At 66.5% G+C, this 19,611-nt stretch carries 23 protein-coding genes and 1 other RNA gene; 8 read left to right on the top strand and 16 right to left on the bottom strand.

Annotated features, from left to right (window positions below; translation table 11 throughout):
- Positions 1-38 precede the first annotated feature (38 nt).
- From AC1DS0_RS18465 to miaA, 7 genes are all read right to left on the bottom strand, one after another.
- Positions 39-254, bottom strand: a complete 216-nt coding sequence (locus AC1DS0_RS18465) for a hypothetical protein (protein WP_476815742.1) — start codon at positions 252-254, stop codon at positions 39-41.
- Complete coding sequence (locus tag AC1DS0_RS18460; protein ID WP_476815741.1) at positions 251-1,525, bottom strand: FAD-dependent oxidoreductase; 1,275 nt, start codon at positions 1,523-1,525, stop codon at positions 251-253. Before AC1DS0_RS18460 ends, AC1DS0_RS18465 begins: the two co-directional genes overlap by 4 nt.
- A gap of 20 nt (positions 1,526-1,545) precedes the next feature.
- Positions 1,546-2,082, bottom strand: a complete 537-nt coding sequence (gene ilvN, locus AC1DS0_RS18455) for an acetolactate synthase small subunit (RefSeq protein ID WP_476815740.1) — start codon at positions 2,080-2,082, stop codon at positions 1,546-1,548.
- Entirely contained in the window at positions 2,079-2,792 is a 714-nt protein-coding gene (locus AC1DS0_RS18450; protein ID WP_476815739.1) for a glutathione S-transferase family protein, read from the bottom strand. Before AC1DS0_RS18450 ends, ilvN begins: the two co-directional genes overlap by 4 nt.
- Positions 2,789-3,496, bottom strand: coding sequence for an aspartate/glutamate racemase family protein (locus AC1DS0_RS18445; RefSeq protein ID WP_476815738.1), 708 nt, complete (start codon positions 3,494-3,496; stop codon positions 2,789-2,791). Before AC1DS0_RS18445 ends, AC1DS0_RS18450 begins: the two co-directional genes overlap by 4 nt.
- A gap of 131 nt (positions 3,497-3,627) precedes the next feature.
- Positions 3,628-5,391 (bottom strand): acetolactate synthase 3 large subunit, encoded by a 1,764-nt coding sequence (locus AC1DS0_RS18440; RefSeq protein WP_476815737.1) that lies wholly within the window; start codon positions 5,389-5,391, stop codon positions 3,628-3,630.
- A 210-nt stretch (positions 5,392-5,601) separates the two neighbouring features.
- Entirely contained in the window at positions 5,602-6,597 is a 996-nt protein-coding gene (gene miaA, locus AC1DS0_RS18435) for a tRNA (adenosine(37)-N6)-dimethylallyltransferase MiaA (RefSeq protein ID WP_476815736.1), read from the bottom strand.
- On the opposite strand from miaA, the gene serB reads away from it, so the two are divergent.
- A complete protein-coding gene (serB, locus tag AC1DS0_RS18430) occupies positions 6,565-7,455 on the top strand; it encodes a phosphoserine phosphatase SerB (protein ID WP_476815735.1) in 891 nt (296 codons plus the stop codon). The genes miaA and serB overlap by 33 nt on opposite strands.
- Positions 7,456-7,458: 3 nt before the next feature.
- On the opposite strand, the gene AC1DS0_RS18425 is transcribed toward serB, so the two are convergent.
- From AC1DS0_RS18425 to AC1DS0_RS18390, 8 genes are all read right to left on the bottom strand, one after another.
- A complete protein-coding gene (locus tag AC1DS0_RS18425) occupies positions 7,459-7,800 on the bottom strand; it encodes a DHCW motif cupin fold protein (RefSeq protein ID WP_476815734.1) in 342 nt (113 codons plus the stop codon).
- Between the two features lie 141 nt (positions 7,801-7,941).
- Positions 7,942-9,480, bottom strand: coding sequence for a Do family serine endopeptidase (locus AC1DS0_RS18420; RefSeq protein ID WP_476815733.1), 1,539 nt, complete (start codon positions 9,478-9,480; stop codon positions 7,942-7,944).
- 262 nt (positions 9,481-9,742) lie between these two features.
- Complete coding sequence (locus tag AC1DS0_RS18415) at positions 9,743-9,928, bottom strand: DUF2065 domain-containing protein (RefSeq protein WP_091840576.1); 186 nt, start codon at positions 9,926-9,928, stop codon at positions 9,743-9,745.
- Positions 9,929-10,064: 136 nt separating this feature from the next.
- Positions 10,065-10,991: a protease modulator HflC gene (gene hflC / locus AC1DS0_RS18410; protein ID WP_476815732.1), complete on the bottom strand. Its 927-nt coding sequence runs from the start codon at positions 10,989-10,991 to the stop codon at positions 10,065-10,067.
- Entirely contained in the window at positions 10,988-12,181 is a 1,194-nt protein-coding gene (gene hflK, locus AC1DS0_RS18405; protein ID WP_476815731.1) for an FtsH protease activity modulator HflK, read from the bottom strand. Before hflK ends, hflC begins: the two co-directional genes overlap by 4 nt.
- A 169-nt stretch (positions 12,182-12,350) precedes the next feature.
- Positions 12,351-12,908 (bottom strand): dihydrofolate reductase, encoded by a 558-nt coding sequence (locus tag AC1DS0_RS18400; protein ID WP_476815730.1) that lies wholly within the window; start codon positions 12,906-12,908, stop codon positions 12,351-12,353.
- A complete protein-coding gene (locus AC1DS0_RS18395; RefSeq protein WP_476815729.1) occupies positions 12,871-13,353 on the bottom strand; it encodes an N-acetyltransferase family protein in 483 nt (160 codons plus the stop codon). Before AC1DS0_RS18395 ends, AC1DS0_RS18400 begins: the two co-directional genes overlap by 38 nt.
- Complete coding sequence (locus AC1DS0_RS18390; protein WP_476815728.1) at positions 13,350-14,144, bottom strand: thymidylate synthase; 795 nt, start codon at positions 14,142-14,144, stop codon at positions 13,350-13,352. Before AC1DS0_RS18390 ends, AC1DS0_RS18395 begins: the two co-directional genes overlap by 4 nt.
- Before the next feature lie 297 nt (positions 14,145-14,441).
- On the opposite strand from AC1DS0_RS18390, the gene AC1DS0_RS18385 reads away from it, so the two are divergent.
- From AC1DS0_RS18385 to AC1DS0_RS18360, 6 genes are all read left to right on the top strand, one after another.
- On the top strand, positions 14,442-14,738 hold the full coding sequence (locus tag AC1DS0_RS18385) for a hypothetical protein (RefSeq protein ID WP_476815727.1): 297 nt from the start codon (positions 14,442-14,444) through the stop codon (positions 14,736-14,738).
- 93 nt (positions 14,739-14,831) lie between these two features.
- Positions 14,832-15,218, top strand: a transfer-messenger RNA (tmRNA) gene (ssrA, locus tag AC1DS0_RS18380).
- 273 nt (positions 15,219-15,491) lie between these two features.
- Complete coding sequence (locus AC1DS0_RS18375) at positions 15,492-16,085, top strand: SspB family protein (RefSeq protein WP_476815726.1); 594 nt, start codon at positions 15,492-15,494, stop codon at positions 16,083-16,085.
- An 18-nt stretch (positions 16,086-16,103) separates the two neighbouring features.
- The gene (gene fumC / locus AC1DS0_RS18370; protein WP_476815725.1) at positions 16,104-17,498 is read left to right on the top strand and encodes a class II fumarate hydratase; all 1,395 of its coding nucleotides are present in this window, start codon (positions 16,104-16,106) and stop codon (positions 17,496-17,498) included.
- Positions 17,499-17,504: 6 nt separating this feature from the next.
- Positions 17,505-17,705, top strand: coding sequence for a DUF4169 family protein (locus AC1DS0_RS18365; RefSeq protein ID WP_476815724.1), 201 nt, complete (start codon positions 17,505-17,507; stop codon positions 17,703-17,705).
- A gap of 10 nt (positions 17,706-17,715) precedes the next feature.
- Complete coding sequence (locus tag AC1DS0_RS18360; protein ID WP_476815723.1) at positions 17,716-17,958, top strand: ribbon-helix-helix domain-containing protein; 243 nt, start codon at positions 17,716-17,718, stop codon at positions 17,956-17,958.
- Here the strand turns inward: AC1DS0_RS18360 and AC1DS0_RS18355 are convergent.
- The gene (locus AC1DS0_RS18355; protein ID WP_476815722.1) at positions 17,942-18,850 is read right to left on the bottom strand and encodes a LysR family transcriptional regulator ArgP; all 909 of its coding nucleotides are present in this window, start codon (positions 18,848-18,850) and stop codon (positions 17,942-17,944) included. The genes AC1DS0_RS18360 and AC1DS0_RS18355 overlap by 17 nt on opposite strands.
- Positions 18,851-18,943: 93 nt before the next feature.
- On the opposite strand from AC1DS0_RS18355, the gene AC1DS0_RS18350 reads away from it, so the two are divergent.
- The gene (locus AC1DS0_RS18350; protein ID WP_476815721.1) at positions 18,944-19,552 is read left to right on the top strand and encodes a LysE/ArgO family amino acid transporter; all 609 of its coding nucleotides are present in this window, start codon (positions 18,944-18,946) and stop codon (positions 19,550-19,552) included.
- Positions 19,553-19,611 lie beyond the last annotated feature (59 nt).

Below are 19,611 nucleotides of genomic sequence, written 5' to 3'. Positions count from 1 at the left end.
ATTTGCCGCCGATTAGCGCAGGCGATCAAGAGCCTGGCTCAGCCTGCCATCTGCTGCGCCGCGATCCGCTGCAGGAAGATCGCCGCGACCGTCAGCACGAAACCGGCCCACCACATTGGCGAACGCAGGCTCTTGCCCGAGCCGAGCGGCTCGGCTTCGGCCTGGCCGCGAAACCGTTGCATGATCGGCCAGGCGAAACAGGCAAAGCCGGCGGCGCCGAGGCCGAGCGAGATCTCATTCAGTCCAATCGTCACCGCTCTGCCCCCTCCCCGGCGAGTGCCGGACGGTCGCTTTCAGCAGCAATCGCAGGCTCCTTCAACCCCAGCCTTCGCAAGGGATCGCCGATCAGCCCGGAGACCAGCAGCGCCAGCATCCGATCGATGCCCGGCAGTCGCGCCAAAGGCGGAACCACCCGGTCGCGGATCAGCGGCAGCACGGCGCTGTCCGACTGGTAGAACGGTGTGAACATCCGGCTCGCCGCCTGATAGAGCCGGACATGCCAGCGGCGCAGCTGTGCGTAGCGATGAAGCGCAGCATCAAGGTCGCCGGCCTGATCGAGCGCCACGGCCAGCGCGTAGGCATCGAGCAGGGCCATGTTCGCCCCCTGCCCCAGCTGCGGACTGGTCGAATGGGCGGCGTCGCCGATGAAGGCGATCTGCTGGCCGTAAGGTCGCGGCAGCGTCTGGTGGCGGTAGTTCGCGAAGGTCAATTGCTCCGGCGCGACGATATGCGCGAGCAGCGGAGTGGTCGCCGGCCAGATGCGTTCGACCTCAGCTTTCCACGCCGCCAGCCCGGCGCTACGCCAGGCGTCGAGCGCATCGGCTCTCAGACTCCAGAACAGCGCCGCCTGCGGCTCCGGCTCCTCGCCATGCCGTCCGATCGGCAGCACGCCGACCATGACGCTGGCACGGCGATAGCGCTGTTCGAGCGCATGGCGGTCGAAGCCGGTGCCGCCGAGCGGGACATTGGCCCAGAGCGCGCCATAGCTCAGTGGCGTATGGGTCACCGGGCGAGCGGCATAGCCGAGCAGGACTGAGCGCGTGCCGGAGGCATCGACGACGAGATCGAACGGGCCGATGCGGCGGCCGCTCGCGGCGATCAGCAAGACCTTGCCGTCAGCACCGGGATCGATGTCGCCGATCTCGACCCCAGTTTCTATGGCAATCGGCCGCTTCTGCACGGCGTCGAACAGCGTCTCGAACAACGCCGCACGGTGGATACCGACGCCGAAGCGTTCCCGCTTCAGCGCCGCATAGCGCACATCGAGCACGACCGAGCCCGTGGCCGCGTTCAGCCCGAACAGCCGGTCGATCCGGCTGCCGGCAGCGATCAGCGACGCAGCGAGCCCCAGATCATCGAGAACCGCGAGCCCGCTCGGCTGCAGGATCAGGCCGGAGCCGAGCGGCTGCGGCTTACCGAAGCGCTCGACCAGCGTGATGGTATGGCCGGCCCGTTCGAGCAGCAGCGCGGCCGCCAGCCCGGCGGTTCCGCACCCAATGATCGCGATCGTCAGGTTGCGACTCATGCCGCAACCAGTCTAGCGAGCTACATCGCCTCCGCGCCGCGGCTCATCGCCGCGATGCCGGTGCGCGAGACCTCGGTCAGCCCGACCACCGTCATCAGCTTGATGAAGCGCTCGATCTCCTCGGTGGCACCGGTGAGCTCGAAGACGAAGGAGGTCAGCGTCGCATCGAGTGTGCGCGCGCCGAAGGAAGCAGCGAGCCGCATCGCCTCGACCCGGTAGTCGCCCTTGCCGACGACCTTGACTAGGCAGAGCTCGCGCTCGATCGCCTCGCCCTGCAGGGTCAGGTCGACGACGCGATGCACCGGCACCAGCCGGTCAAGATGCGCCTTGATCTGGTCGATCACGTTCGCCGTGCCGGAGGTGACGACGGTGATGCGCGAGAGATGCTTCTCGTGCTCGGTCTCGGAGACGGTGAGGCTCTCGATGTTGTAGCCACGGCCGGAGAACAGCCCGGCGATGCGGGCAAGAACGCCCGGCTCGTTGTCGACGATCACCGCCAGGGTGTGGCGGGCGATCGGCTGGGCGGTCGGAGCGGTCGGATAATGCGTCGTGTTCATGACTGGGCTCGGCTTCGGCTGAGATTTGGACGGAAATCGGTGAGGATCGGTTCGTCGAGCTCGTCGACGGCTACGATCCAGGGCTCGGCCAGAGCGGCCTGGCGCCAGGCCTGGAAGCCAGCGGTGCCCTGTACCGCCTCGACATAGGCGGCGCTGACGGGGTCGAGCGCGATCGAATAGGTGGTGAAGCGGGTCGCCACCGGCGCGAACATCGCATCCGCGGCGCTGAATTCCCCGAACAGGAAATCGCCGCCGGCACCGAAGCGCTGGCGCGCATCGCGCCAGATCTCGGTGATGCGCGCAATGTCGGCCGCGACCGCCTCACCGCGATCGCGCGCCGGATGCACCCAGGCGAGGTTCATCGGGCAGGCGCCGCGCAGCGCGCCGAAGCCGGAGTGCATCTCGGCGCAGATCGAGCGCGCCAGCGCACGCGCCGTCCTGTCGCGCGGCCAGATCGGCAATTCCGGATGCGTCTCGGCAATGTATTCGATGATGGCGAGCGAATCCCAGACCGCGATCGCGCCATCGACCAGCGAGGGGACCTTGCGGGCGGGGGTGTACTCGGCGACCATGCGCTTCCAGCCGGGATCGTCCATAGTCGGCCCGAATGGGATCAGGATCTCCTCGAACGGGATGCCGAACTGCTTGAGGACAAGCCAGGGCCGCAGCGACCAGGACGAGTGGGTCTTGTTGGCGATGATCAGCTTCACGCCGCCTGCTCCATCGCCAATGTGAAGTCTAGCGCAGCCTCGACATGCAGCGCCGTGGTGTCGAAGGCCGGGATGTCGAAATCGGCCTGCGAGACCAGGAGCCCGATCTCGGTGCAGCCGAGAATGACGCCATCGGCGCCCTCCTCCCGCACCGCCCGCGCGACGATCTCGCGATAGCGCGCCTTCGAGGCCGGCAGGACCAATCCGCGGCAGAGCTCCTCGTAGATGATGCGGTGGACATCGGTCCGCTCGGCCTCGTCAGGCACCAGCGTCTCGACGCCGAAGGCGCCGAGACGGTCGCGATAGAAGCGCTGCTCCATGGTGAAGCGCGTCGCCAGCAGCAGCGGACGGCGCGAGGCGGTCTTGCGGATCGCCTTGGCGGTGACGTCGGCGAGATGCAGGAAGGGCAGGTTCGTCGCCTGGGTGATGTGGTCGGCGAGCTTGTGCATGGTGTTGGTTGCCAGAACGATGCAGACGGCCCCGCCCTGCTCGAGCCGGCGGGCGCTCGACCCCATCGCCGCCCCGGCGCGGTCCCAGTCGCCCTTCGCCTGCATTTCGGCGATCGGCGAGAAGTCGACCGAGTGCAGCAGGACATCGGCCGAGTGAAGCCCGCCCTGGCGCGCCCGCACGCCCTCGTTCAGCAGCCGGTAATAGACCGCCGTCGATTCCCAGCTCATTCCGCCGATCAGGCCGATGGTCGCCATGTGGTCCCCCATGCTGTGCCGATGCCGTCATTCTCGGGCAGCGCGAAGCGCAGACCCGAGAATCTCATGCGGGATGAGGTGCCCATCCGGCTGGAGATGCTCGGGTCAGGCCCGAGCATGACGCTGCCCAATCAAACGAGCTGCTTGCCCTTGGCGTCGATGATCTCGCCGGTATCGCCCTCGAAATCGGGCAGGATCATCTCGTTATGCGCCTTGCCCGATGGGATCATCGGGAAGCAGTTCTCTTCCTTTGCCACCAGGCAGTCGAAGATCACCGGCCCGGGCGTCTCGATCATCTGCATGATCGCGGCATCGAGATCGTTCGGGTCGGAGCAGCGGATGCCGTGGCCGCCATAGGCCTCCGCCAGCTTGACGAAGTCCGGCAGCGAGGCCGAGTAGCTCTCCGAATAGCGCCCGCCATGCAGCAGTTCCTGCCACTGACGCACCATGCCCATGTACTCGTTGTTGAGGATGAAGACCTTGACCGGCAGCCTGTACTGCACCGCCGTCGACATCTCCTGCATGTTCATCAGGATCGAGGCCTCGCCCGCGACGTCGATGACGAGCGCGTCGCGATGCTTCATCTGCACGCCGATCGCCGCCGGCAGGCCGTAGCCCATGGTGCCGAGCCCGCCGGAGGTCATCCAGCGGTTCGGCTCCTGGAAGCGCAGATACTGCGCCGCCCACATCTGGTGCTGGCCGACTTCGGTGGTGAAGTAGGTGTTGCGGTCCTTGGTCAGCTCGTAGAGCCGCTCGAGCGCGTATTGCGGCTTGATCACCGAGCCGGACTGCTTGTAGCCGAGACTGTTCCGCGCCCGCCAGCCGTCGATCTGCGTCCACCAGGCGGTGAGCGCGGTCTTGTCGATCTGCGGCGAGGTCTCGCGCCAGATCCGGACCATGTCCTCGAGCACATGGGCGCAGTCGCCGATGATGCCGATGTCGACCTTGACGTTCTTGTTGATCGAGGACGGGTCGATATCGATGTGGATCTTCTTGGAGTGCGGCGAGAAGGCGTCGAGCCTCCCCGTGATGCGGTCATCGAAGCGCGCGCCGATGTTGATCATGACGTCGCAGTCATGCATGGCGAGGTTCGCTTCGTAGGTGCCGTGCATGCCGAGCATGCCCAGCCACTGCTTGTCGGCGGCCGGGAAGGCGCCGAGCCCCATCAGGGTCGAGGTCACCGGATAGCCGGTCAGCCGCGCCAGCTCGCGCAGCAGCGCCGAAGCGTGCGGGCCGGCATTGATGACGCCGCCACCGGTGTAGAAGATCGGCTTCTTCGCCTTGGCGATCAGCTCGACCGCGGCCTTGATCTTGTTCAGATCGCCCTTGACCACCGGCCGATAGGTCTTGTGCTGGTTGTCACGCGGGCGGCTATAGGCGCCGGTCGCAAACTGGATGTCCTTGGGCACATCGATGACGACCGGGCCCGGCCGGCCATTGGCCGCGACAAAGAAAGCCTCGTGCAGGACGCGCGGCAGGTCGGCGATGCTCTTCACCAGGTAATTGTGCTTGGTGCAGGAGCGGGTGATGCCGACGGTGTCGCATTCCTGGAAGGCGTCCGAGCCGATCAGATGCGTCGGGACCTGGCCGGTGATGACGACGAGCGGGATCGAATCCAGCAGCGCGTCGGTCAGGCCGGTGACGGCGTTGGTCGCGCCCGGGCCCGAGGTGACGAGGACGCAGCCGACCTTGCCCGGCGCCGAACGGGCATAGCCCTCGGCGGCATGGACAGCGCCCTGCTCGTGGCGGACGAGCACGTGCTTGACCTTGTCCTGCTGGAAGATCGCGTCGTAGATCGGCAGTACCGCGCCGCCGGGATAGCCGAAGAGATGCTCCACGCCCTGGTCCTGGAGGGCGCGAACGACCATCTCGGCGCCGGTCATCATCTCGCTCATAACGGTCTCCTGCGGAGGTCTGTCTGTCGGTGTCGGTCGGAAAAAGGCAATAAAAAAGGCCCTCGGAGGGGCCTGGGCGTGCGCTGGCGTCGGGGACGCCCGGTTGTTAAACCGGCCCCTACCAGCGCACCTCTACGATAATAAGCTTGCGCATGTCGCAGCCCTGTCGAAACGAAAGTTGCCGGACGCTAAACGAGCAGCGCCGCATGGTCAAGCGGGATTAGAGCCGGCAATCGAGGCGCCATTCGCGCAGGCCGCGAGCGCCACATCCAAAGCCGCCTCCGGCGCAGCCGCGGTCCAGCCCTCCATCTGGTGCCGGAACCAGGTCACCTGCCGCTTGGCATAGGCGCGAGTGTCAGCCTTGCCGCGAGCAACCGCCTCCTCCAGCGAAAGCTTGCCGTCGAGATAGGCGATCAGCCCCGGCACGCCGTGGGCGCGCATCACTGGCAGCAGCGGATCGAGCCGGCGCTCGCGCAGGGCCGCGACCTCGTCGAGCGCGCCTTGGCCCATCATCACATCGAAGCGGGCGTCGATCCTGGCACGGACCAGCTCGCGTTCCGGCGCGAGGAAAAGCTTCAGCAACTCCTGACCCGCCAGCGGCCCCGGCCGCCTCGAACCCTGGAAGCTCGCCAGCGAACGCCCGGTTGCCTCGATCACCTCCAGCGCCCGCATCACCCGCAGGCGGTCGCTCGGCCGCAGGCGCGCCGCCATCTCCGGATCCCTACCGGCGAGCTCGGCGTGCAGCTCGCTAGTTTCGCACTGTTCGGCCTTGGCCCGGAACGCGATGCGAACCTCATCAGGCACCGGCGGAATATCAGAGAGCCCCTCGGTCAGCGCCTTGAAATAGAGCCCGGTGCCGCCGACCAGCACCGGCAAGGCGCCCTGCTCAGCCAGCTCCTGCAACAGCGCGGTGACTTCCGCCGCATAGGCCGCTGCCGAATGGTTCACCGCTCCGTCGACATGCCCGTAGAGGCGGTGCGGCGCCGCGCCCATCTCCTCCGGCGTCGGCCGTGCCGTGATGATCTGGAGGTCGCGATAGACCTGCATCGAGTCGGCGTTGACCACGACGCCGCCGAAGCGGTTGGCCAGCTCGACCGCCAGCACCGACTTGCCGCTCGCGGTCGGACCTGCGATGAGCACCGCGCTGTATTTCACTTGGTCTCCGGCTCCGTCATGATGCTCGTCGCCACCCTTGTCTCCGCCCATGGTCAGGCCCTGCTCGACGATGGCCTGCTCGCCCGCCTCAGCGCCGCCGCGCCCGCCCCGGCGAAGGTCGAGCGCCTCGATGGCGAGATCGCGGCCGACCTCTTCGCGGAAGCCGGCGATGCGCGCAAGCTCGAAGCGACATTGCGCGAGGCGCTGGACGGCGCCCCCGTCGACATCATCGTTCAGCCTGCTGCGACCCGCCGCAAGCGCCTGTTCCTCGCCGACATGGATTCGACCATGATCGGCCAGGAATGCATCGACGAGCTCGCCGCCTATGTCGGCCTGAAGGAGAAGGTCTCCGACATCACCGAGCGCGCCATGCGCGGCGAGCTCGAATTCGAGCCGGCGCTGCGCGAGCGCGTCGCACTTCTGAAGGGCATCGCGCTCAACGTCGTCGACGAGATCATCGCCAAAAGCATCACCCTGACGCCGGGCGGCAGCGCGCTGGTGCGCACCATGCGCGCCCATGGCGGCTATACCGCGCTGGTGTCGGGCGGCTTCACCGTGTTCACCGGCCCGATCAGCGCGACGATCGGCTTCGACGAGCACCGCTCCAACATCCTGCTCAGCGAGGGCAACCTGCTCTCGGGGCTCGTCGCCGAGCCGATCCTCGGCAAGCAGGCCAAGCTCGACACGCTGGTCGAGTTGCGCAGCCGCTTCGGCCTGCCGGACGAGGCGACGCTCGCTGTCGGCGACGGCGCCAACGATCTCGCCATGCTGGGCGAAGCCGGGCTCGGCGTCGCCTATCGCGCCAAGCCGGCGGTGGCAGCCGCAGCCGATGCCCGCCTCGACCATGCCGACCTCACCGCTTTGCTCTACGCCCAGGGCTATCGCGGCGACGAGATCGTCAGGAACTGAGCCTCAATCCACGATGAACAGCCGTGCTCCATTCGGCGAGCGCGAGCGATGCGGCTCGGCCTTGTCGGCAACCTGGTAGCTCATCCCCGCTCTCAGCCACATCACCCGGCCATCCGCCAATGTGGTCTCCAGCTCGCCCTCCAGGCAGAGCAGGATATGCCCCTTCTCGCACCAATGGTCGGAGATATAGCCGGGCGAGTAGTCGACCATCCTGACGCGGATCGGGTTGTCCGGCGGCCCGAAGCGGCGCGTGCGCCAGGTCGCCTGACCCTGCTCTCCTGCGAAATATTCGGGCTCGACGGTCGACCAGTCGGTCGTGCCGAAGGGAATCTCGCTCATGCGCATGGGAAGCCTCTCTGATCTCGGCTACGGACCCTGCCGAAGATGCGATCCCGCTTCCAATGCAAAAGCCTGATGGCGCCGATCAGCGGCAACAAAAAAGGCGGCCCGGAGGCCGCCTTTCCTTGATCGATCGTTGAGAGGCGATCAGCTCATCGTCACCGCGACGAAGCGGACCTCGCCCTGGGCGTTCGAGACCAGCAGCAGGGCCGACTTCTTGCCCTCCTTCTTGAGGGCGTCGAGCCGCTTGGTGACGTCCTCCGGCGAATTCACCGGCTCCTGGCCAACCTCGACCACCAGCTCGCCGACGAGGATGCGCTTGTCCGCGGCGTTGGAGTTGGCATCGACCTTGGTGATGACGACGCCCTTCAGCCCGTCCTTGATCGAGTAACGCTTGCGCAGATCATCGTTCTGCGCCGAGAACTCGAGGCCGAGCGCCGAGGCGGTCACCGGCTTGGCGGCCTCGGCCGCCGGCTTGTTGGCCGAAGCCTGCTGGACCTTCTCGCCATCCTCGAGCCGGGCGAGCTTGACCGTCTTGCTCAGTTCCTTGCCCTTGCGCATCACCTGGATAGGCACGTCCTTGCCGACTGCGGTGCTGGCGACGATACGCGGCAGCTCGCGCGAATCCTTGACGTCCTTGCCGTCGAACTTGACGATCACGTCGCCGACTTCGAGGCCGGCCGGCTTGGCCGGGCCCTTCTCGTCGATGCCGGCGATCAGCGCGCCGCGGGCAGTGCCGAGGCCGAGCGCTTCGGCGGCGGCGTCATCGACGTTCTGGATGCGCACGCCGAGCCAGCCGCGGCGGGTCTCGCCGAACTCGCGCAGCTGATCGACGATGTTGGTCGCCAGCGAGGACGGCACGGCAAAGCCGATGCCGACAGAGCCGCCGGTCGGCGACAGGATCGCGGTGTTGATGCCGATCACTTCGCCGGCCATGTTGAACAGCGGGCCGCCGGAATTGCCCTTGTTGATGGCCGCGTCGGTCTGGATATAGGTGTCGTAGGGCCCCTGGTTGATGTCGCGGTTGCGGGCCGAGACGATGCCCGACGAGACCGAGCCGCCGAGGCCGAACGGGTTGCCGATCGCCATCACCGGGTCGCCGATCCGCATCTTGTCGGAATCGCCGAACTTGACGAAGGGCAGCGGCTTGTCGTGCTTCACGCGCAGCAGCGCGAGGTCGACCTTGGTATCCTTGCCGATGACCTCGGCCTTGAGGCGCAGACCATCGCTGAACACCACGGTGATCTCGTTGGCATCGCCGATGACGTGGTTGTTGGTAACGACGAGGCCGGACGGGTCGACCACGAAGCCCGAACCCGCCGATTGCGAGCGGCGCTGCTGCGGCGGCTGGTTCTGGTTCTGGCCCTGCTCGCCGCCGCGGCCGCGGCGGTTGAAGAATTCCTCGAACAGGTCGCCGAACGGGGTGTCGGGGCCGAGCTGCGGCAGCTGCGGCAGGTTGCGGCCGCGCGTCTCGCTGGTCGTCACCGCCGCGATGTTGACCACGGCCGGCATCACCCGCTCGGCGAGATCGGCCAGCGAGATGGTGGTGCCGTGGGCCTGCGGCGCGGCCTGGACGTTGCCAGGCGCCGGCGTCGCCTGGGCGAAGGCGGGCACCGTCGCGAACGCCATGCCGGCAACTGTCGCGATACGCGCCAGGCGGTAGGCGTGGGAATGTGTGAATGCCATCGATGTCCTCATGATCATGATGATGTCGCGCCAAGAGACCGAGGTTGACGGGGTCGCCTTGACGGCATTGCAGCGCAGCCGGAATCCGAACGCAACTTAAGAACGCCAAAATACGGCGGAAGGGCGACGCAAGATTGCGTCATAATGCCGTGATCGCCGGAAAATGGCTCGGAGCCCCGGCAGAACCCGAGCGGCTCCCGTTTGAGGCCCTCAGAGCGGGTTCCGCTCGGCTCGCAGCGCAAGCCGAGCGATCCGGTTCCCGTCAGCTGCGCGCCAGCCAGACCAGGCCCACGCCGACGATCGCCGAGACGATGCCGATCAGGCGCATGCGGTCCGCCGGAGTCTCGGAGGCGCTGCGCAGCGCCTCCTTGGCGATCTCCGGTATCGACGCGAAGAGCAGTCCCTCTATGGCGAAGACCAGGCCGAGCGCCGCGAGGAAATCTGTCATGCGCAGCGCTCAGTCATAGATCACGATGATGTTGGATCGAACCGATCCAACATCATAAAACGTGATCGTTTCTAAGGAGTTAGAGCAGGATTTCTGCGAAAAACCGGTTTCCACTTTTTCGCATCCTGCTCTAGGATCAGGGCTTCGGGGCCGCCGGCGTCGCCGGGGCTGCATCGGTTGCCGCTCCGGCGCGCTTGCCGGACGGGTCGTTGAAGAAGCGGAAGAACGGCGAGTCGGGCGTCAGCAGCATCCGCGTATCGCCGGACTTCAGGCTCGCTTCGTAAGCCTGCATCGAACGGTAGAAGGCGAAGAACTCCGGATCCTTGCCGAAGCCCTCGGCGAAGATGCGGTTGCGCTCGCCCTCGCCCTGGCCGCGGATCTCGTCGGATTTCCGCTGCGCCTCGGCGACGATGATGATCGCGTCGCGTTCGGCCCGCGCCCGGATTTCCTGCGACTGCTGGCCGCCCAGCGCGCGCGCTTCCGCCGCCTCGCGCTGGCGCTCGGTCTGCATGCGCTGGAACACCGCCTGCGAGTTGGCAGCCGGCAGGTCGACCCGGCGCAGGCGGACGTCGACCACGGTCATGCCGAACCGCCCTGCCTCGCGGTTCACGTCGTCGCGAATGCGGTTCATCAGCCGAGAGCGGTCGTTGCGCACCATCGAGGTGAACGTCGCCTCGGCCAGGACCGAGCGGACGTTACCGTTGACGATCGAGGCGAGCTGCGAATTGGCGCGCGGGATGTTGTTGACCGCCTGGTAGAAGCGCAGCGGATCGGAGATCCGGTAGCGCGTGAAGGCGTCGACCACGAGCCGCTTCTGGTCCGAAGCGATGATTTCCTGCGACGGCAGGTCGAGATCGAGGATGCGGTTGTCGAGATAGGTGACCTGCTCGAACGGCGCCGGCAGCTTGAAATAGAGCCCCGGCTGGGTGACGACGCTGCGCACGGCGCCGAAGCGCAGCACGATCGCCGACTGGGTCTGCTGGACGACGAAGGTCGCGGCGTAGAAGACGACCGCGACGATGGCGATGACCGCCAGCACGGCGACGCGGAGAAAACCGTTCATCGCGTCGCTCCCTGCTGGGCCTGGCCCTGGTTCTGGCCAGCCGGCCGGCGCTGCTGATGCTGGCCGATCTCACCGAGGGGCAGATAGGGCACGACGCCGTTGCCGGTGCCGTTCTGGTCGAGGATCACCTTGTCCATGCCGCCGAAGACGCGCTCCATGGTTTCGAGGAAGAGACGCTCACGCGTGACGGCGGGGGCGTTCTTGTATTGCTCATAGACCGAGTTGAAGCGGCTGATCTGGCCGAGCGCCTCGTTGACCGTCTGGTCCTTGAAGGCTTCGGCCGACTGCAGGAGCTGCGCGGCGCGGCCACGCGACTCGGGCACGACCTGGTTGGCATAGGTCTCGGCCTGGTTGCGCAGGCGCTCCTGGTCGGCACGCGCCGCCTGGACGTCGCGGAAGGCATCGATGACCTGCTGCGGCGGGTCGACCTTCTGCAGCTGGACCAGCCGGATCTGCACGCCGGCCCGGTAGGTGTTCAGCGTGTCCTGCATCAGCTGGCGCACTTCGGTCTCGATCGCGGCGCGGTCTGTGGTCAGCACCGGCTGGATATTGCGCCGGCCGATCACCTCGCGCATCGCGCTCTCGGCCACGGCCTTCACCGTGCCCGGCGGATCCTGGATGTTGAAGACGAAGGCCTCGGGCGCGCCCGGATCGATCTGCCACTGCACGATCACGTCGATGTCGACGATGTTCTCGTCGCCGGTCAGCATCAGGCTTTCCTCGGCGATGTCGGTCTGGCGCGAGGTGCGCGCCGATTCGACGGTGCGGAAGCCGACCTCGGTGGTGATGACGTTGGTCACCTGCGGCTTGACCACGCTGCCGATCGGATAAGGCAGGTTGTAGTTCAGGCCCTCCCCGGTCTTGCCGACATATTTGCCGAAGATCAGGTTGAGGCCGACCTCGTTGGGCCGCACCGTGTAGACGCCGGTGGCGAGCCAGAGCAGCACAAGGCCGAGGCCGACGAGCAGGAGCCCGCGCCCGCCGAGATTGCCGCCCGGCATGAAGTTCTTCAGCCGATCCTGGCCGCGCCTGATGATCTCCTCGAGATCGGGCGGAGTGTTGCCGCCGGAAGGACCGCCGCCGCCCCAGGGACCGCCGCCATTGCCGCCGCCGCCACGCTGGCCCCAGGGACCACCGCCACCGCCGCCGCCACTGCCGCCGCTTCCACCGCTCTGGTTACTCCAAGGCATGCCTCAGCCGTTCCTCATTCTTTGCTTCGACCGTGCATAGCTGAACGGCAGAACGCTGTCAGCGCCATCAGACGCAATGCGCGTTGAATTGGGCATCGGCCACGGATTCGTCAACGACGCAAGCGCCTTTGGTCGTAGACCCTTCGTCGCAGTCCTCTCGCCTGAGGGCTCAAGAGACCCGATCCAACGTCGCGAAAGCGAAGGAGAACTCGTCCTCCGGGCCTGCCGGATGCTCGCTGCGGGCGCTCTCGCGGAAGGCCGAGCGATCGAAAAACGGGAAGACCGCGTCGCCCTCCGGGCTGGCATGGACGAAGGTCAGCTCCAGCCTGTCCGCAAAGGGCAGCGCCTGCGCATAGACCTCGCCGCCGCCGGCGACGATGACGGCGCGCGCGCCCATCGCCTGCCCAAGCCGCTGCGCCGTCTCGAGCGCCTGATCGAGCGTCGGCACGACGTAGACGCCGTCCGGCCCGAACTGCGGATCGCGCGACAGGACCACGCTCTGGCGCCCCGGCAAGGGCTTGCCAATCGACAGGAAGGTCTTGCGGCCCATGACGATCGGGCAGCCCATGGTCAGTTCGCGAAAGCGGCGCAGATCGGTCCGCAGCCGCCAGATCAGCTGGTTGTCGCGGCCGATCACGCCATTGTCGGCGATCGCGGCGATCAGGACGACGGGGAGTTTGCCCACTGGCTCAGCCCCCACCGGCGAGCTTGCGCAAGGCCTCGCCATCGACCCGCTTCACCGTCCACTCGCTCTGCGCCACCGCGCCGATCAAGCGGTAGAACACCCGCGAGGGCTCGTTCCAGTTCAGCACCCACCAGGCGAAGCGCGACAGCCCCTCGTCGAGGCAGCGCCTGGCGAGGCGCACCATCAGCGCCTTGCCGATGCCACGGCCGCGCTGCTCGGGTCGGACATAGAGGTCCTCGAGCCAGATGCCGTGCCGGCCGGTGAAGGTCGAATAGGTGTAGAACCAGATCGCGAAGCCGGCGGGAGCGCCGTCCCATTCGGCGATGTCGCAGAACACCTTGGGCTCGGGCCCGAACAGGGCGGCGGCCATATCGGCCTCGCTGGCCTCGACCTCGTGCAGCAGCTTCTCATATTCGGCGAGCTCGCGCACGAAGGAGAGCACCAGCCCGGCCTCGTCGGGCCGGGCGGGACGGATCGTCAGCGTCATACCGCGATCGGCGCCTTGATCGCCGGATGCGGGTCGTAGCCCTCGATCACGACATCCTCGAAGCGGAAATCCTCGAGCTTGCGCACCGCTTGGTTGAGCCTGAGCGTCGGCAGCGCCCGCGGCGCGCGCGAGAGCTGCTCGCGCGTCTGGTCGAGGTGGTTGAGGTAGAGATGCGTGTCGCCAAAGGAATGGACGAAATCGCCGACGGCAAGGCCCGTGACCTGCGCGACCATATGGGTGAGCAGCGCATAGCTCGCGATGTTGAAGGGCACGCCGAGGAACACGTCGGCCGAGCGCTGGTAGAGCTGGCAGGACAGACGCCCGTCGACGACGAAGAACTGGAACAGGCAATGGCACGGCGCCAGCGCCATCTTCGGGATGTCGGCCGGGTTCCAGGCCGAGACGATCAGCCGGCGCGAATCGGGATTGCGCCTGATCTCGTCGACCAGCCAGGCGATCTGGTCGATCGTGCCGCCGTCCGGCGCCGGCCAGGAACGCCATTGCCTGCCATAGACCGGGCCGAGATCGCCGTTCGCATCGGCCCATTCGTCCCAGATGGTGACGCCGTTCTCCTTGAGATAGCGGACATTGGTGTCGCCGCGCAGGAACCAGATCAGCTCGTGGATGATCGACTTCCGGTGCAGCTTCTTGGTCGTGACCAGCGGAAAGCCCTCCGACAGGTCGAAGCGCATCTGGTGGCCGAACAAAGCGAGCGTGCCGGTGCCGGTCCGGTCGTGCTTGCGGACGCCTTCGTCGAGGACGCGCTGCAGAAGGGCATGATACTGGTGCATTGAATCCGAATTCGAATCTGAAAAGCGCAAGATACTAGCGCCATCCGCGCCGGCGCGCTCCCCGCCCGCCGCAGCTCTCAACCGCTTTTCACGCAGCCCTCGCGGCCAAGTCTCACGGCATCGAAATAAATCGTGATCGCTCCGGATATTGCAATGCCGGAGGGGCGCCCCAATGTGAATGCCCTGTGAACAGAAGGGGCGCTTCGGGCCTGCGCTTGGAGCATCGGATGAAAGCGGCTTCCGGTTTCCGGAACGATCCGATGCTGCATCAAAAGCCCGGCTGATGAGGATCGTATCATGAGCAGACTATCCATGCTGGCCGCACTGCTTCTGGCAGTGGGCCTGGCAGGGCAAGCTTCGGCCTCCGCCTGGGCCGAAAGCAAGCCCGAGAACACCGCAGCCGCCACTGCGCTGAAGATCACGGAGTCCCAGGCGCGCTCGATCGCCTTCCGCTACGGTCTGGTCCATATCGAGGAGATCGCCCTCTCCGATTGGCGTTGGGAGATCGCCGGGCGCGCCCAGGGCGGTGTCGAGGTGACGCTCGATCTCAATGCCTATGACGGCTCGGTAGTCGGCAGCGCCGCAGCGCCCTGAGCCCAGCTTGGCTCCTGAAACAACACGAAAGCCGCGGGCCTTTCCCGCGGCTTTTGCTGTGTTGCGCAGAAATTAGCCGGGAGAGCCTCCTGCTCTCTTTCCCCGCGCGCGCTCAGTGCCTATATTCGCCTTGCCGTCCGCAAGGTCGGCTATGGCGATAAACGGACTTCGGAATAAGCCTTTCGGACCCGGGGGCGGTACCCGGCGCCTCCACCACAGCCCTGCGGCGCGAGCAGCAGGGGACTTGCAGCCACAAGGTTGCAGGGCTGCGGCGGGGGCGAAATAGGATCGACGAGGGTGTAAAGGTTGTTCTTTTGCTCGGCATGGTACCGCCGTTATCGGGCCTAAAGCATAGTTGCCAACGACAACAATGCTCGGGTTGCTGTCGCCGCGTAAGCGGTGCTGGTTCCCAAACCAAAGCCCTTGCGTTTAGCCGCGTAAGGCGGGGCTCGGAGGCGCCTGGCAACAGAAGCCTCCACTTTTTTATGCGGCTGGAGCAGCCGTGCGGAGCAGCAGCAGAGCCCCTTCCTTTGCATGAGAAACGCTCTAAACTAATGGAATTGGTCACGTTTTTCGTTTCGGGGAGCTTCCCACCGGTCGCGGCGTGATCTAGAGCATGGTCCGCAAAAGTGGGGACCACTTTTGCGACGAGACCATGCTCAGCTTTTATGATTTTGCGCGAATTCTGATCGTTCGATCGTTTCCGATCGAACGGAAAGCGCGCTAGAGGAGCGGAAACGGAACCCGGACCCGATGACCAAGGATATTCTCCGCTACGACCTGATGGTGCAGGACGCGCTCAAGGGCGTCGTCCGCAAGATCCTGGCCGAGGCGGGCCGTGACGGGCTCCCGGGCGACCATCATTTCTACATCACCTTCCGGACCACCGCGCCGGGTGTGCGGCTGTCGCAGCGCCTGCGCGAGAAGCATCCGGACGAGATGACGATCGTGCTCCAGCACCAGTTCTGGGATCTCAACGTCAGCGACCACGCCTTCGAGGTCGGGCTCTCCTTCTCCGGCGTGCCGGAGCGGCTGCTGATCCCCTATGACGCGATCACCACCTTCTTCGATCCGTCGGTCCAGTTCGGACTGAAATTCGAGACGCAGGACGCTGCCAGCGAAGCGCAGGCGGGCGAGCCGGCAGCTCCGGCCAAAGCGCCGCGCGGCGCCGCGTCCGAGCCCAGCGTCGCACCGGCCGCGCCCCTCGCCCTTCCGCCCAAGCCGGCGCAGAAGGCGCTGCCAGCAAGCGCGAAGAAGGAAGCAGCCGAAGCGGATGCCGAAGCCAAGGCCGAGGAGGAAGGCGGCGCCCAGGTCGTCAGCCTCGACGCCTTCCGCAAGAAGACCTGAGACCTAAGGACTCCCATCATGACCGGATTCCGCAGCGAGACCGATTCCTTCGGTCCGATCGACGTCGCCAACGACCGTTATTGGGCGGCGCAGACGCAACGCTCGCTGCAGAATTTCAAGATCGGCGGGCCGGCCGAGCGCATGCCGCTGCCGGTCGTGCATGCGCTGGTCATGGTCAAGAAGGCCGCCGCCACGGTCAATGCGAAGCTCGGCCTGCTCGACGCCAAGGTCAAGACCGCGATCGTCCAGGCTGCCGACGAGGCGCTCGCCGGCAAGTTCGACGAGCATTTCCCGCTCGTCGTCTGGCAGACCGGCTCCGGCACCCAGTCGAACATGAACGTCAACGAGGTGCTGGCCAACCGCGCTAACGAGATTTTGGGCGCCGGCCTCGGCAAGAAGAGCCCGGTCCACGCCAACGATCACGTCAACAAGGGCCAGTCCTCGAACGACAGCTTCCCGACGGCGATCCATATCGCCGCAGCGCTCGCGGTCTCGAAGGAGCTGCTGCCGGCGCTCGGCCGGCTGAAGGATGCCTTCGACGCCAAGGCGAAGGCCTTCGCCGATCTCGTCAAGATCGGCCGCACCCATCTCCAGGACGCGACCCCCGTCACTCTTGGCCAGGAATTCTCCGGCTATGTCGCGCAGATCGAGCTCGGCATCGCCCGCATCGAACAGACCCTGCCCGGCCTGCTGGCGCTCGCCCAGGGCGGCACCGCGGTCGGCACCGGCCTCAACGCCCATCCCGACTTCGCCAAGGCCTTCTCGGTCGAGGTCGCCAGGCTGACCGGCCTGCCCTTCCGCACCGCCGACAACCTGTTCGAGGCGCTCGCCAGCCATGGCGCGATCTCCTACAGCCATGGCGCGCTGACCGCGCTCGCCATGGACCTGTTCAAGATCGCCAACGACATCCGCCTGATGGGCTCGGGCCCGCGCTCGGGCCTCGGCGAGATCAGCCTGCCGGAGAATGAGCCGGGTTCCTCGATCATGCCCGGCAAGGTCAACCCGACACAGGCCGAAGCGCTGACCATGGTCGCGACCCGCGTGCACGGCAATCAAGCGACCGTCACCTTCGCCGCCAGCCAGGGCCATTTCGAGCTCAACGTCTTCAAGCCGGTGATCGCCCAGGCATTCCTGCAATCGGCCCGGCTCCTCGCAGACGCTGCCGACAGCTTCCGCACCAACTGCGTCGAGGGCATCGAACCCAATCGCGAGCGTCTCGCCGAATTGCTCTCGCGCTCGCTGATGCTGGTGACGGCGCTCGCCCCCGCGATCGGCTACGACAAGGCCGCCGGCATCGCCAAGGCGGCCCATCACAACGGCACGACCCTGCGCGAGGAAGCGCTGAAGGCCGGCGTCGACGCCGAGCTCTTCGACAAGACCGTCGTCGCCGAAGACATGCTGAGCCCCGGCTGAGGCGCGATGGGCGACGTCGTCAACCTCCGCCGCGCCCGCAAGGCCCGCGATCGGGCCAGCGCCGAGGCAAAGGCCGAGCAGAACCGGATCGCGTTCGGCCGGACCAAGGCCGAGCGCAAATTGACCGAGGCAGAGAAGACGCTGGCCGAGCGCCACCTCGAAGGCCATCGCCTCTCCGACGAGCCCGACGGCAAGGACAAGGCGTGAGCGGCAGACCATGACCGGCTTGCGCAAGCGCTCCCTCGCCATCGCCGGCCATCGCACCAGCGTCTCGCTCGAAGAGCCCTTCTGGGAGGCGTTGAAGGAGATCGCCGCTACCGAGAAGCGCCCCATCGCCAGCCTGGTGATGGAAGTCGATTCAGGTCGGGGCGAGCTCAACCTCTCCTCGGCGCTGCGGCTGCGCGTGCTGGCGCATTATCGCGGGCGCTCCGAGCCGATGAAGCTCACTCCCGCGGACTGACCAGCAGACGGCGTGCCGTCTCGACCACGGCGCGCGTCAGATCCGCGAGCCGATCTGCCGCAACCCGGTTGACCTGCCAGAACAGCGGCGTGTCCAGCACCGTGCCGGGCATGAGTTCGCAGAGCCGACCGGCATCGAGATGCTCCCGCACCAGCAATTCGGGATTGGCACTCCAGCCGATGCTGAGCAGGCACGCCTCGACGAAGCCATGTGTCGACGGCACCCAATGCACCGGATGGCCGGGGCTTTCGCCGAAGGCGAGCTCCATCCACTGGCTCTGCAGTCGGTCCTTCTGGTTGAAGACCAGCGACGGCGCCTGCGCCAGCGCGGATAGCGTCACGCCGTCGGTGAAATGACGTACCATGAAGTCCGGGCTCGCCGTCGCGAGATAGCGCAGCGAGCCGAGCGGGATGACGCGGCAGCCCTGGATCGGCTTGTCCAGCGCCGTGACGGCGGCGAGCACCCGCCCCTGCCGCAGCCATTCGGCGGTGTGCTCCTGATCGTCGACGGCAATGTCGAGCAGATGCGGGCTCCGGTTCGTGAACGCGGCGACCGCACCCAGAAACCAGGTTCCGAGGCTGTCGGCATTGGCGGCGACCCGTAGTGTGACGCGCTGCTGCGGCTGATCCGGCTCGGCCAGCGCCGGCAGCCGCGTCATCAGCTCGCCTTCGAGCAGGCCGACCTGCTCCATATGGCGGCAGAGCCATTCGCCCCGCTCGGTCGCTGCGCAGGGCTGCCCCCTGATGATGAGGACAGTGCCAAGCCGCTCCTCGAGCTGCTTGACCCGCTGCGAGACTGCCGAAGGCGTGACGTTCAGGGCCTGCGCCGCCTTGTCGAAGCTGCCGGTCCTGACAACGAGGGAGACGGCCTGAAGGGCAGGATAGTCGAGCATCGCATTAGCTCAGCTTAATCAGCATAACGATGTTTAACTACACTAAGGCGGCTTGGGCAGCTAGGCGGAACGGCAGCAACAGGACCGCCACTCATGCCCTTCTCCGTCTACGTCACCGGCTTCACCATGGGCCTCAGCCTGATCGTTGCGATCGGCGCCCAGAACAGCTTCGTGCTGCGGCAGGGCCTGCGGAACGAGCATGTCTTCGCGGTCTGCCTCACCTGCGCACTGTCGGACGCAGTCCTGATCCTCGCCGGCGTCGTCGGGCTGAAGCAGGCAACGGCGATGCTGCCCATGCTCGAACCGGCGCTGCGCTATGGCGGCGCCGCCTTCCTGTTCTGGTACGGCGCGCGCAGCCTGCTCTCGGCCCTGCGCTCGTCCGAGGCGCTCGCGGTCGGCTCCGCCGGAGGAGCAACGCTATCCGCCAGCCTCGTCACCTGCGCCGCGCTGACCTGGCTCAACCCGCATGTCTATCTCGACACCGTACTGCTGATCGGCAGCATCGCCAGCCAGTTCCCGGGGCAGGAACTTGTCTTCGCTGCGGGGGCGATGACCGCCTCGTTCCTCTTCTTCTTCGGCCTCGGCTATGGCGCCCGCTGGCTACGCCCGCTCTTCGCCGATCCGAGGTCCTGGCGCATCCTCGACGGCATCGTCGCCACCACCATGTGGGCGATTGCCTTCAAGTTGCTGCACGGCGGTTGATCGACAAGGGGTAAAAAACCAGATCGATCAGCAGCTTGCGAGCAAGCGCTGAATCTACT

The organism is Allobosea sp. P4_H5, assembly GCF_056400825.1.
This window is presented reverse-complemented; position numbering and strand designations above follow the sequence as displayed.